This window comes from Flavobacterium sp. XN-5 (assembly GCF_008033395.2).
Taxonomy (GTDB): Bacteria; Bacteroidota; Bacteroidia; order Flavobacteriales; family Flavobacteriaceae; genus Flavobacterium; species Flavobacterium hiemivividum.
In genome coordinates, this window is sequence record NZ_VOGZ02000005.1 from 132,486 (window position 1) to 146,835 (window position 14,350).

The following is a 14,350-nucleotide window of genomic DNA, read 5'->3' on the forward strand; positions in this document are numbered from 1 at the left end:
TTTCTAATTTGAGCTTCTCCGTTCAAAATTTTTTGTCTGTGTTTTATTCGAAATAAACAGTAAACTTTACACCATCTATTTACGACTGATTCAATTTGAAGCCGCATATTTATTCAAACAAAGTTAATTATTAAAAAACAAAGGAAAAATAAGCAGTATCTTCGCGTCAAATTAAAGAGGTACACTAAACAAAAGGTGTTTACTTCATAAACACATTTTATGTCATTTAACTTATTAGGCTTATCTGATGCTTTATTAAAAGCCATCAGCAAAAAAGGGTACACAACCCCTTCTCCAATTCAACAAAAAGCAATTCCACCTATTTTAGAAGGAAAAGATGTTTTAGCTTCTGCACAAACAGGAACAGGAAAAACAGCCGGTTTCACGCTACCAATATTACAAACATTATCACAAGGAAAGCACTTAAGTCACAGACCTATTCGTGCCTTAATATTAACTCCAACACGAGAATTAGCAGCTCAAATACTAGCTAATATAAAAGAATACAGTGAGTTTTTAGATATACGATCTGCAGTGATTTTTGGAGGTGTAAATCAAAAACCACAAGTGGCTCAACTACGACAAGGTGTCGATATTTTAGTTGCAACTCCTGGTCGATTAATCGATTTACAAAATCAAGGTTTACTTACATTATCTAAAGTAGAAATCTTGGTTTTAGATGAAGCGGACAGAATGTTAGACATGGGGTTCTTAAGAGACATTGAGCGTATACTGAAAGTATTGCCTGCAAAAAGACAAAACTTATTATTTTCGGCGACCTTTTCAAAAGATATTAAAAATTTGGCGATGGGTATTTTGCATAAACCAGTTCAGGTTGAAGCAACACCCGAAAATACTACTGTTGATGCCATTACTCAAAAAGTATATCCCGTTGCAAAAGAGAAAAAAACAGAATTGATTATCAAATTGATTACTGAAGGAAACTGGAAACAGATTTTGGTATTTACTCGAACAAAACAAGGTGCAAATAAGCTTACCGAAAGCATGATTAGTGCTGGCATTCAGGCAGCAGCAATTCACGGAAATAAAGGACAAGGAGCACGTACAAAAGCCTTAGCCGGTTTTAAAAGCGGAAGCATAACCGCTTTAGTAGCTACAGATATTGCGGCTCGTGGACTAGACATTCCATTATTACCTCATGTTGTCAATTTTGAGTTGCCTAATATTCCTGAAGATTATGTTCACCGCATAGGTAGAACAGGAAGAGCTGGAGCAAATGGAGAAGCAATTTCTTTATTTAGCCCAGACGAAACTACTTTTTTACGCGATATAGAAAAGTTAATTGGTCTTAAAATAGCAACCGAAAACATTGCTGGTTTTGAGCCAGATCCAAAAGCATCTACTCAACCTATTAAACAAGGGCAAGGAAGACCACAGCGCAATTCCACACCTAGAAAACCAAAACCTGAAACTACTGCTAGAGCAAGTAATAGTTTTGGACCTAGACGTCCGAATGCTAATAATGACAGGCGTTCCAACTAAGAAATTAAATTTCGTTTTTTAGGAGCAGAATGATTTCGTTTTTTTGACGTCTTTTCCCGCTATACACTACAATCCTTGTGAGGGCTAAACACTAGCCCACACAGGGATTTTCGTTTCTATCGGGGCTAGGTTAGAGTGTTTTGTTTTTTTAAAAGCATTTTACAAGCCTTTAAAAGTCAGCAATTTTTTGAGGAAAAACACATTTATTATGAATAAAGCTTGACTGTATTCATTTATTTTAATTAAAATCATTAGATATATATAAATTTGGTACTCATATTTCATTTAGCAAAAATCAATGGAAAAGTTTGAAAATCCTATCGAGCCTAAAATATTAGAACAATTTTTAGAAGTGGGCAAAACAATTACCGAAGCATTCAAAAGATTTTATGAATTATCAAATGATGGTTTACTGAAATTAGCAAATTATGGATGGTATGTCGATGCTGATATTTCGCTCGGATACATTAACGGATTATTAGAAAAAGCAATTAATAAAGATCAAAAATACTTGGATGACTTTTTTTCTCAGTATTATGAAACTTATATGGAAGAAAAATCAAGTGTTATTTCAAAAAAACAAGATAATCGATCCAAAATTATAGAAGAAGCTGTTTATTGTCACCAAGTTGGAATGTATTACGCTTCCACTACTCTTTTTTTGACTCAAGCAGATGGTATATGCAGAGGACTTTTATTTCAAAATCGCAAAAATAAAAATGCTTTAAAAAAGTATATATCCGAAAATAAAGGTGGTAGCTTTTTTTCAATTTTAATGATTGCAATCGAAAATACAAATACAATTGATTCATTTTATTCAAAAGTAAATCAATCTGACAATCAATTAAATAGACATGGAGTTATGCATGGTTTAGAAACGGATTTCGGTAGCGAAATAAATAGCCTCAAGGCTTTTTCAATCCTTGCATTTGTTTCAGATTTTATTGACCGATTTTAAACCTTTTATTCTAACACCAGATAGCACGGATTTGCAATCCGTTCCCATTCAAATAATAAATTCCATTACGTGAGTAATAATGTGATACCTCGTTCTTCGGAATGACAAAATAGTGTGTATTTATACTTAACTCTAAACTACCCCAACCAACCATCACGATCCAAACTACGATATTGAATCGCCTCGGCAATATGAGAGGACACAACCGTAGGAGCAGCATCAAGATCAGCTATCGTGCGTGCTACTTTCAAAATACGATCGTAAGCTCTAGCAGAAAGATTTAGCCGTTCCATTGCGGTCTTTAACAACTGCTTAGAAACATCATCAAGCGCACAGTATTCTCGAATGTGCTTGGTATTCATTTGGGCATTGTAATGGATGTTGTCCATTTGCTCAAAACGTGCCGATTGTAATTCTCGTGCTGCAGTCACTCTTTTTCTGATATCGACGCTGCTTTCTGCCTTATGATCATCTGATAATTTTTCGAAAGGAACCGGAGTAACTTCGATGTGAATGTCTATTCGGTCCAATAATGGTCCAGATATTTTACTCAGATACCGTTGCATTTCGTGTGGTGAAGAAGTTTGAGGAGAATCAGGATCGTTAAAAAAACCACTCGGACTCGGGTTCATACTCGCAACTAACATAAAAGATGAAGGATAAGTAACCGTAAACTTGGCTCTCGATATCGTAACTTCTCGATCTTCTAAGGGTTGGCGCATTACTTCTAGTACATCCCGTTTAAATTCTGGTAATTCATCTAGAAACAAAACTCCATTATGTGCCATCGAAATTTCACCCGGTTGCGGGTAACTCCCACCACCAACAAGAGCCACGTTTGAAATTGTATGATGTGGACTTCTAAACGGTCTTTGGTTCATCAGACCCACTTCTTTCAGTTTTCCTGCAACACTATGAATTTTAGTAGTTTCTAGTGCTTCGCGCAAAGTCATGGGCGGCAAAATACTCGGTAATCGTTTGGCTAACATCGTTTTTCCAGCTCCTGGCGGACCTATTAGAATAATATTATGACCACCCGCAGCGGCTATTTCCATACATCTTTTTATAGACTCCTGCCCTTTTACATCTGAAAAATCAAATTCTGGAAAATCTAAATCTTTATAAAACTCGGCTCTGGTATCAATAGTTGTGGGTTCTAAATTTCCTTTTCCTTCCAAGAAATCAATTACTTCCTGAACATTTTCTACACCATATACCTCTAATCCTGCAACAATAGCTGCTTCTTTCACATTTTGTTTTGGCAGAAAGAAACCTTTAAAACCTTCCTCTTTGGCTTTTATGGCTATAGGTAATGCTCCTCTAATGGGTTGTAAACTTCCATCCAACGAAAGCTCGCCCATAATAATATATTTGTCGATATCAGTAGCTTGAATTTGTTGAGATGCAACAAGAATTCCGATCGTTAAAGTTAAATCGTAAGCAGAACCTTCTTTGCGTAAATCAGCAGGAGCCATATTGATCGTAATCTTTTTTCCAGGCATAGTATAGCCGTTATTCTTGAGAGCAGCCGCAATACGATAACTACTTTCTTTGATGGCGTTATCAGGCAAGCCCACTAAATGATATCCAATTCCCTTATCAATATTCACTTCTACGGTGATGGTGGTAGCTTCTACTCCAAAAACGGCACTTCCAAAAACTTTAACTAGCATATCGGATAATTTTATTAAAAATAATGATTTTTAACATACCAAAATTAAATTTAGTACAACTTCTCTCCTAAACGATTAGTTGTCAATTTTATAACATTAAACCAATATTACAAAATAAGGGTTTCCTAATATTCATTATTTTTATAAATGCTAAACTAAAACAGATAAAATCATGGATTTAAAATCAGGATTACCATTTTGGCTTATAAGGAATGGGCTTACCAAAGATTACTTGACTTTAGATGATAATATTGAAACCGAGATTTTAATAATAGGTTCTGGAATTACAGGAGCACTATGCGCGCATTTTTTATGTGAAGCTAAAGTGAAATGTATTATCGTAGACAAAAGAATGGCTTCGACAGGAAGTACCACAGCAAGTACGGCCCAACTTCAATATGAAATTGATGTTTTTCTTTTTGATCTAATTGAAAAAGTAGGCGAAGAAAATGCCGTTAAAGCCTATAGAAAGTGTTTGGAATCCATTTACACCTTAGAGAAAATTATAAAAAAACTAAAGATTGATGGAGACTTTGATTGGCGTTCTAGTTTATACCTTGCTTCAAATGCGGCCGGTTTAAAGGATTTAAAAAAGGAATTTGACGTTCGAAAAAAGCATCAATTACCAGTAACTTTATTGACCCAAAAACAACTGAAGAGCAAATTCAATATTGATAAAAAAGGTGCATTATATAATGACTGTTCGGCTCAGATAGACACTTTTAAACTCTGCAATGCAATATTAGATTATCACAAAAAACATTCGGGCTTATTGGTTTACAGTCATACCGATGTGGTTAAGATTGTGAATAAAAAAGACCACATAATTGCGCATACGGCAAATAAAAATACAATAAAAGCAAAGAAAATAGTTGCGGCTCCCGGTTTTGAGTCTCAAAATTTATTGAAAGAGAAAGTGATCCAACTTAACTCTACCTATGTCCTGGTCAGCAAACCAATGAAGCCTAACGATTTTTGGAAAGAGAAATGCCTAATTTGGGAGACAGCTAGACCGTATATTTATATTAGAACTACTGAAGACAACAGAATAATGGTAGGTGGTTTTGATGAGCCTTTTCAAGACCCTGAGCGAAGAGACAAATTGATGGAGAAAAAGAACGAAGCCATTCTAAAAAGATTTAAAAAATTATTCCCCGATAGTAAAATCGAAATTGACTTTTATTGGTGCGGCACTTTTGGAGAAACTAAAGATGGACTGCCGTTTATTGGCGAACATAAAGACCATCCAAATATGTATTTTGCACTTGGTTATGGAGGAAATGGAATCACATTTAGCGTCATTGCCGCCGAAATGATAAAAGACCTTTATATTGGAAAACCCACAGATTCAGACTTATTTTCATTTGATAGATAGTGATTTTAAAACCAAACAACCATCCTCAATAAGAGAACTAAACTGAAGGTTTTACAAATAATATGACCTATAAAAACATTCTTTTACACCTAACAAAACAATGTAAAAACACAGCACTCGACAGAGTAAACTGCGCTATATCATTGCATTTTCATGTGTTATCGGATATATTTTCTTATATTTGCCGCTAATTATTTGTTTTTTCAGGGTTTAAACCGAATTTTTTTCAATAATTCGAATAACCCAATCTCCGATTTCACATTCCTGAAATCAACTTGAAAATACAAACCTTTATTGCAGTTCGCTGCATCTATTGCCTTTTGGAAAAATTCCATTTACAGGCTACTAAATAATCAAAAATAGGAACAAATGCACATAATAGATTATGTAATATTTGTGGTTTACATGCTGGCGATGTTAGGTGTCGGTCTTTATTTTTTTAACAAAAACAAAACTGCCGAGGATTTTTATGTTAGCGGTAGAAACATGAGCAGTTGGCATATCGGATTATCGGTAGTGGCTACTGATGTTGGTGGTGGGTTCTCAATAGGATTAGGAGGACTTGGTTTTACAATGGGAATTTCCGGTTCTTGGATGCTCTTTACAGGACTACTTGGTGCTTGGCTAAGTGCTGTTTTCCTAATTCCGAAAGTAAGTCATCTGGGACACAAGTATAAATTTTTCACCTTCCCGCAAATTTTCGGTCATTTCTATAATGGAAAAGTGGCACTTCTTGCAGGAATTATTTCTGCAATTGGCTACATAGGGTTCACCAGTTCTCAGGTTTTGGCAGGAGCCAAATTAGCTTCGGCAACTATTGACGGACTAAATATCCAAACGGCCTTAATTGTCATGGGGGTTATTGCTGTTGCTTATACCACCATTGGCGGTTTAAAAGCGGTCATCTATACAGATACGATTCAATGGCTAATGCTTATTGGTGGTTTAGTTTTTATAGGAATACCTGTTGCCTACAATGCTGTAGGTGGTTGGGAAGCCATCAAAGAAACCTTAGATCCAAAATATTTATCGCTGACCAATGTTACTTGGTACCAAATATTAAATTGGTCCGTAACCATTATTCCTATTTGGTTTGTTGGAATGACATTATACCAGCGAATTTACGCCAGTAAAGGAGAAAAGGAAGCAAAAAAAGCATGGTTAATTGCGGGAGTTTTCGAATGGCCAATAATGGCATTGATGGGGGTTATTCTTGGAATGTTAGCCAAGGTAGCGGCAACCAAAGGAATGTTTGACGGAATTACAGATGCTGCTTCAATGGATAGCGAAATGGGATTACCCATTTTATTAGCTACCGTTTTACCAATTGGTTTAATGGGATTAATGCTTTCCTCCTATTTTTCGGCAATTCTTTCTACCGCTGACAGCTGTTTAATGGCTGCATCGGGAAATATAATAACTGATATTATTGCAAAATTTTCGAAAAAAGAACTAACTCATAAGAAGGAACTTAGGCTATCACAAATCATAACGTTACTAGTTGGAATTTTCGCAATCTTATTGGCTTCCCAAATGCAAAACGTGTTGGAACTCATGCTATACTCCTACGCTTTTATGGTTTCCGGTTTATTTATTCCCGTCCTTGGTGCTTTATTTTGGAAAAAAAGCCATCCTAAAGCTGCTTTCTGGAGTATGCTCTTTGGCGGAGCAACCACAATTTTACTTATAATTACCGAAAATAAGTTACCTTTAGGAATAAAATTACCTGAACATTTAGACGCAAATATTTATGGAATAACTATTTCACTTCTATTATTCGTTACAATATCACTTTATCATAATAACAAACAAGAAAATCAAAATGGAATTCAAAATAACCAATAGTGCTTCAGGAGAAGACAAAACACATACAAACCAAATCATCGCTCAGTTTCTATATACTCATTTAGAAGAATACGGAGATAAGGTGGAAGACATTCTAAAATGTATCGCTTATGTTATGAATCCGGACAAAGGAGGAAATATAGTGATAGGTCTAGACGAGAATAAAATTGTAGGTGTTGTAATCTTAAATAACACAGGAATGAAAGATTTTATCCCTGAGAATATTTTAGTTTATATTGCTGTAGACAATAGCCAACGTGGGAAAGGCTACGGGAAACAATTAATGCAAAAAGCAATATCGATCGCCGAAGGAAACATAGCCCTTCACGTAGAGCCAGACAATCCCGCTAAAGGTTTATATGAAAAATTAGGTTTTACCAATAAATACCTAGAAATGCGTCTTATCAAATAGTCCAAAATGGAGAATTTAAACCAACGCATGAACCCCCTTGTTCTACTGCGAAAGGAACTACATAAATATCCGGAAGTGTCTGGAAAAGAAGTGAAAACTGCAAAAAAAATAATCTCTTTTCTAGAAAACTATCCAGCTGATGAAGTCATAACCACTATTGGAGGAACTGGAATTATTGCTATTTACAAAGGTGAAAAGCCAGGAAAAACGGTATTGTTTAGATGCGAGTTGGACGCCCTACCCATAGAAGAAATCAATACGTTTGAACATCGTTCGCTCACTGAGGGCTTGTCGCATAAATGCGGACATGACGGTCATATGGCTATTCTATGTGGATTAGCCACCCAATTATACCAACACAACCCAGAAACGGGAAGTGTGATGCTATTATTTCAACCTGCGGAAGAAGATGGTAGCGGTGCGCAAAAATTATTTTCAGATCCAAAATTTGAAAGATTTAAACCCGATTACGTTTTTGCCCTACACAATTTACCTGGATATCCAAAAAACCAAATTGTAGTTAAAAACGGTACATTTACTTGCGCCGTGAATAGCATGATAATAAAGTTGGACGGAATAACAGCGCATGCTGGAGAACCTGAAAAAGGAATCAATCCTGCCTTAGCGATAGCTTCGATTATTACACAGTTTAACACTTTTATTCAAGCTGACATTTCGAAAGAAAATTATTGCCTGATCACTCCTATTTATACTAAAATGGGCAAAAAAGCCTATGGTGTTTCGGCGGGAGCTGGAGAAATTCATTTTACGGTGAGAAGTGATAGCAATTCTCAGATGAGAAAAGTAGAAACTACTTTAGAAAATATAGCAAATACTGCTGCAGATGAATATCGATTGAAATGCAATATCAAATGGACGCAAGGTTTCCAAGCCAATGAAAATAATGAAACAGCGGTCAACTTTATTAGAGTAGCTGCCAACGAAAATCATTTTGAACTATTGGAAAAAGAAACTCCTTTTACTTGGGGAGAAGATTTCGGATTGTTTACCCAACACTACCCTGGTGCGATGTTTGGACTGGGATCAGGAACAGAAACGCCCGCCTTACACAATCCAGACTACGATTTTCCAGACGAAATCATTACGGCTGGAGTATCTATTTTTCATCACATTAGCAAAAAGATTACAAATGCACACTAATTCAACAATAGAACTTAATACGACTGCCTACAAGAATAATCTGTCTTTTCTCCGCACTACTTTTGGAAAAAAAGTACAAATATCATGCGTTGTAAAAGGCAATGCTTATGGACATGGAGTCAAGGAAATTGTTTCGATGGCATATAAAAACGGAATTGCACATTTCTCGGTTTTTGATGTACAGGAAGCAAGAGATATAATAGAAGAATTGCAAGACAGAGCCACCGTAATGGTCATGGGACTCGTTCAAGACGAAGACATGGAATGGGTGGTCGATAATAATATCGAATTTTTTGTTTTTGATAAAGGCCGGTTGACAAAAGCTGTAAAAACAGCAAAAAAACTTAATAAAAAAGCAATTGTACACATCGAAGTAGAGACTGGAATGAACCGCACAGGTTTTGAAAAGAACGTCCTAAATAGCATAATTCCTTTTCTAAAAAAAGAAAAAGAATACGTCTATTTTAAAGGACTTTGCACCCATTATGCGGGTGCCGAAAGTATAGCAAACTATTACAGAGTGGACAAGCAAATAAAGCGATTCGAAGAGATATATCAATATCTTTGTAAGAATGACCTGAAACCAGAAATCAAACATTCAGCTTGTTCAGCGGCATCTATCATGTTTCCTGAAACCAGAATGGATATGGTTCGTATAGGGATTCTTCAATATGGCTTATGGCCAAGTCCTGAAGTATTTGTAAATTATTTGAGTACCAAAAAGAGCAAAATTGATCCGCTACAAAGAGTTATTACTTGGAAAAGTCAAATAATGAGCGTTAAAAAGGTGAAAATTGGAGAGTTTATAGGATATGGAACCAGTTTTCTGGCAGAAAGAAAAATGAAAGTCGCCGTAATTCCCATTGGTTATTCCCACGGTTACAGCCGTTCGCTTAGCAATCAAGGAAGAGTGCTTATTCATGGACAGCAATGTATTGTCGTAGGCTCTGTAAACATGAATATGATGACAGTCGATGTAACAAACCTAGAATCAGTAAAGAAAGACGATGAAGTGGTACTAATAGGTTCTCAAAATGACATCGCACTAACTATAGCTTCTTTTAGCGATTATAGTAACCAATTGAATTATGAATTATTAACCAGAATTTCCAAAACGATTCCACGTAAAATTATAGAATAATGGCTTTTATAAAACTATTCCGAAAAAAATTAGAAGAGAATTATGCGTACTTGAATACTATTTTCGAATCCAGAAATATAGAATGGGGCGTTGTAACCAAACTACTTTGCGGAAATAAAATATATTTAAAGGAAATTATCGCTTTGGGAGTGAGAGAAATGCACGACTCCCGAATTAGTAATTTAAAAAAAATTAAAGCCTTAGACCCTACTATTCAAACCGTCTATATCAAACCACCCGCAAAACGAAGTATTGAAAGTATTGTTCGCTATGCAGATGTAAGCTTTAATACTGAAATTGACACCATAAAAATGCTTTCGAAAGAAGCGCAAAATCAAAATAAAATCCATAAAATCATAATTATGATTGAGATGGGCGATTTACGTGAAGGGGTGATGGGCGAGGAATTAGTTGATTTTTATGGTAGTATTCTAAGTTTACCAAATATCGAAATTCGAGGCATTGGAACAAATCTAAATTGCCTGAGTGGAATAATGCCTACTCAAGACAAGCTAATTCAACTGAGTCTTTACAAACAATTGATTGAAGCTAAATTTAATATTAAAATATCATGGGTTTCCGGAGGAACCTCTGTAGCAATTCCGTTAATTCTAAAAAATGCACGTCCTATGGCGGTGAATCATTTCAGAATTGGAGAAGCACTATTCTTTGGTAAAGACTTATTCACTGGTGAAACTATTAAAGACATGCACAATGATGTCTTTAAATTGTATTCGGAGATTATAGAAATTACCGAAAAACCAGATGCTCCTACAGGTGAGTTAGGCGAAAGTGGCGTTGGGAACACTTATGTCATGGAGGACAATACCGACTTAGGAGTTACTTCATTGCGTGCAATTCTGGATATTGGACTGTTAGACATGCAACCACAATATATTGAAGCAGAAGATGCTGATATTACCATCGTCGACGCTAGCTCTGATATGTTAGTCATTGATATTTCTCATTCGAAAAAAGGCTATAAAATAGGTGATTTAGTCTCATTTAAGATTCAATATATGGGAGCACTTTATCTTTTAAATTCAGATTACATAGAAAAAACGATTGGCTAGAAAAGTGTCAATAATAAATCACAAAAGGGAATATAATAATTATTTATGTTCCCTTTTTTTTTCGAAAAAAACACAAGCTCCGACTTAAAGTCAGAAAACAGATGTTAATTATTTAATTTAGCAAAAAATATCATACTTATTCTCTATTTTTACCCAAAAACTAACAAAAAAACTATGAAAAGAATAATTACCCTTCTCTTTTTATTAATTTTTATACCAAAAATTAATGCTCAAGAATACTTCCCTAACAACGAAAGTGTTCAAAACAAAAACAACAATTTTACGGCTTTTACCAATGCCAAGATATTTGTAACTCCCACGCAGATAATCGAAAAAGGTACTTTACTTATTCAAAATGGAAAAGTAATTGCAGCAGGAACATCGGTAAACATTCCAAAAAACACCATTACAATAAACTTAGAAGGAAAATCTATTTACCCTTCTTTTATTGATATGTACACGAGTTTTGGTATGGACAAACCTAAAAGAACAGAAGGTAATCGCCAAAGTCAATCCTATGATACCAAGCGCGAAGGTTATTACTGGAATGAGCATATTCGCTCAGAAGTGAATGCGTATGATAATTTTAAATACGACCAAGCTAAAGCCGAAGAATTATTGAAAGCTGGATTTGGTGTAGTGGGAACTCATCTACACGACGGTATTGCCAGAGGAACAGGTTCTTTAATCGCATTAAATAATAATGAAAAAAGCAACCGATTAATAACTGCTAAAGCATCTAATCATTTTGGTTTTACCAGAAGCGTTACCTCAAACCAAGCTTATCCTAGCTCATTGATGGGAATGACTGCATTGTTAAAACAACTTAATCATGATTTAAAGTGGTATAAAAATGGGAATGCTGAAAATAAGGATTTATCATTATCTGCCCTGGCCGAAAACGAAAAACTTGTTCAAATATTTGCTACAGAAGACAAACTAAATAGCATGCGAGCTTCAAAAATCGCTAAGGAATTCGGTTTGAAATATGTGATGAAAGGAATAGGAAACGAATTCGAAAGAATTGAAGAAATTAAGAAAACTAATGCTCAATTTATTATTCCAATAAATTTCCCTGAAGCTTATAATGTGTCCGATCCAAATCAGGCCAACCAAATGGAATTGAAAGATTTACGTTTTTGGAATCAAGCGCCTACTAATCTAAAAGTGTTAACAGACAACGGGATTGTTTTTGCATTGACTACTGATAAATTGAAAAAAACAGAAGATTTTAGAACAAATCTGCTGAGAGCTATAAAATATGGTTTTGACAAAACAAAAGCATTAGAGGCATTAACAACTGTACCTGCTTCAATCTTAGGAAAAAGCAATGAAATTGGAAGTTTGAAGAACGGGAATTATGCAAACTTCATAATTACTAGCGGTGCGATATTCGATGATCAAACCAAAATTTATGAAAACTGGGTTCAAGGATCTAAGTATGTTGTAAATGACATCACCATCAAGGACATTAGAGGAGAATATGACTTGACAATCGCCGATAAAAAATACACCTGGAAAATTACAGGCGAAATAGAGTCTCCAAAATCGGAAGTAAATACAGCTAATTCTCAAAAATTAAGCTCTAAACTTTCTATTTCAAATAATTGGATTTCGAATGTTTTAAAATCAACAGATTCTACACAAACGACATTCACTCGCTTGATTGGATATATAGATGATGTTCAAGTTCTTTCAGGAAAAGCAATTTTATTTAATGGTAACGAAGTGAAATGGTCAGCCAATAAAATCGCTCCTTATATAAAACCGGTGGATTCACTAAAAATACAAAAGAACAATATCATTATGCCTACAACATTTCCTAATGTTGCTTTTGGTAATGCAAAAAAACTTACTGCTGAAACATTACTTTTTAAAAATGCAACGGTTTGGACAAATGAGAAAGAAGGTATTGTTGAGGAAACAGACGTTTTAGTTAAGAATGGTAAAATCGCTGCAATTGGTAAAAATATCTCTGATGCAGGAGCAACTGTAATTGATGCAAAAGGAAAACACTTAACCAGCGGAATTATTGACGAACATTCTCATATCGCAATTTCAAGCGGAGTTAATGAAGGTGGACACAATTCTAGTGCTGAAGTTTCAATTCAAGATGTTGTAAACTCTGAAGATATTAATATCTATAGAGAGCTTGCTGGTGGCGTAACTACTTCTCAATTATTACATGGTTCTGCAAATCCTATCGGTGGACAATCTGCCATTGTAAAATGGAAATGGGGACAAGATGCAGATGAGATGCTTTATAAAAACCAACCTAAATTCATCAAATTTGCTTTGGGTGAAAATGTAAAACAGTCTAACTGGGGCAATATAAACCCAACTCGTTTTCCACAAACAAGAATGGGTGTTGAACAAGTTTTTACAGATTATTTTCAACGTGCAAAAGAATATGATTTAGCATGGAAAAACTATAATTCGAAAAAAGGAAAAGGAATTGCTCCAAGAGTAGATTTAGATTTACAAACAGTAGCTGAAATAATTAATAAAGAGCGTTTTATTAGTTGTCACTCTTATGTTCAATCAGAAATTTTAATGCTAATGAAGGTCGCTGAAAAATTTAACTTTAGAGTCAACACATTCACTCATATTCTTGAAGGATATAAGGTAGCTGACAAAATGAAGGAACATGGTGCTGGAGCTTCTACATTTGCTGACTGGTGGGCTTATAAGTTTGAGGTAAATGATGCAATCCCTTATAATGGGCCAATAATGCATAACGCTGGAGTACTAGTAGCCTATAATTCTGACGATGCTGAAATGTCTAGAAGATTGAATCAAGAAGCTGCAAAAGCGGTGAAATATGGCGATGTTTCGGAAGAAGAAGCTTGGAAATTTGTGACTCTGAATCCAGCTAAATTATTACATATCGATGACAAAGTAGGAAGTATAAAAGTAGGTAAAGATGCTGACATCGTACTTTGGAATAACAATCCTCTTTCGATTTATGCTAAAGCTGAAAAAACTTTAATTGAAGGTGTAGTTTACTATGATGTGCAAAAAGATGAGCTTCAAAGAGCGGCTATTGCCAAAGAAAGAAACGAGCTAATTGGTCAATTACTACAAGAGAAAAACCAAGGTGCACCAACTCAAGAACCAAAAAGAAAAGAGAAAGTAGAATACCACTGTGATACTATGGAACATTAATAAATTGAACCTTAAGAGTTATTATCACCTAATAAATTAGAGAC

General features: G+C 35.1%; 10 protein-coding genes. 9 read left to right on the forward strand and 1 reads right to left on the reverse strand.

Annotation, left to right across the window (positions count from 1 at the left end):
• Positions 1-219: 219 nt before the first annotated feature.
• Both FQU23_RS10400 and FQU23_RS10405 read left to right on the forward strand, forming a co-directional pair.
• A complete protein-coding gene (locus tag FQU23_RS10400; protein WP_147673763.1) occupies positions 220-1,503 on the forward strand; it encodes a DEAD/DEAH box helicase in 1,284 nt (427 codons plus the stop codon).
• Between the two features lie 298 nt (positions 1,504-1,801).
• Complete coding sequence (locus tag FQU23_RS10405; RefSeq protein ID WP_147673764.1) at positions 1,802-2,461, forward strand: hypothetical protein; 660 nt, start codon at positions 1,802-1,804, stop codon at positions 2,459-2,461.
• Between the two features lie 137 nt (positions 2,462-2,598).
• Here FQU23_RS10405 and FQU23_RS10410 read toward each other — a convergent pair whose 3' ends face one another.
• The gene (locus tag FQU23_RS10410) at positions 2,599-4,134 is read right to left on the reverse strand and encodes a YifB family Mg chelatase-like AAA ATPase (RefSeq protein ID WP_147673765.1); all 1,536 of its coding nucleotides are present in this window, start codon (positions 4,132-4,134) and stop codon (positions 2,599-2,601) included.
• Positions 4,135-4,306: 172 nt separating this feature from the next.
• Between FQU23_RS10410 and FQU23_RS10415 the strand changes: the two genes are divergently transcribed.
• The 7 genes from FQU23_RS10415 (at position 4,307) to FQU23_RS10445 (ending at position 14,306) form a co-directional block, all read left to right on the forward strand.
• Positions 4,307-5,509 carry an NAD(P)/FAD-dependent oxidoreductase gene (locus FQU23_RS10415; RefSeq protein ID WP_147673766.1) on the forward strand — a complete coding sequence of 401 codons (1,203 nt, stop codon included), beginning with the start codon at positions 4,307-4,309 and terminating at the stop codon, positions 5,507-5,509.
• 369 nt (positions 5,510-5,878) lie between these two features.
• Complete coding sequence (locus FQU23_RS10420; protein ID WP_147673767.1) at positions 5,879-7,354, forward strand: sodium:solute symporter; 1,476 nt, start codon at positions 5,879-5,881, stop codon at positions 7,352-7,354.
• Positions 7,332-7,766: a GNAT family N-acetyltransferase gene (locus tag FQU23_RS10425; RefSeq protein ID WP_147673768.1), complete on the forward strand. Its 435-nt coding sequence runs from the start codon at positions 7,332-7,334 to the stop codon at positions 7,764-7,766. The genes FQU23_RS10420 and FQU23_RS10425 overlap by 23 nt, the downstream gene beginning before the upstream one ends.
• Before the next feature lie 6 nt (positions 7,767-7,772).
• Positions 7,773-8,927, forward strand: a complete 1,155-nt coding sequence (locus FQU23_RS10430) for an amidohydrolase (protein ID WP_147673769.1) — start codon at positions 7,773-7,775, stop codon at positions 8,925-8,927.
• Positions 8,917-10,068, forward strand: a complete 1,152-nt coding sequence (alr, locus tag FQU23_RS10435; RefSeq protein WP_147673770.1) for an alanine racemase — start codon at positions 8,917-8,919, stop codon at positions 10,066-10,068. The genes FQU23_RS10430 and alr overlap by 11 nt, the downstream gene beginning before the upstream one ends.
• Positions 10,068-11,141 (forward strand): alanine/ornithine racemase family PLP-dependent enzyme, encoded by a 1,074-nt coding sequence (locus FQU23_RS10440; RefSeq protein ID WP_147673771.1) that lies wholly within the window; start codon positions 10,068-10,070, stop codon positions 11,139-11,141. The genes alr and FQU23_RS10440 overlap by 1 nt, the downstream gene beginning before the upstream one ends.
• Before the next feature lie 174 nt (positions 11,142-11,315).
• On the forward strand, positions 11,316-14,306 hold the full coding sequence (locus FQU23_RS10445; protein WP_147673772.1) for an amidohydrolase family protein: 2,991 nt from the start codon (positions 11,316-11,318) through the stop codon (positions 14,304-14,306).
• Positions 14,307-14,350: the final 44 nt, after the last annotated feature.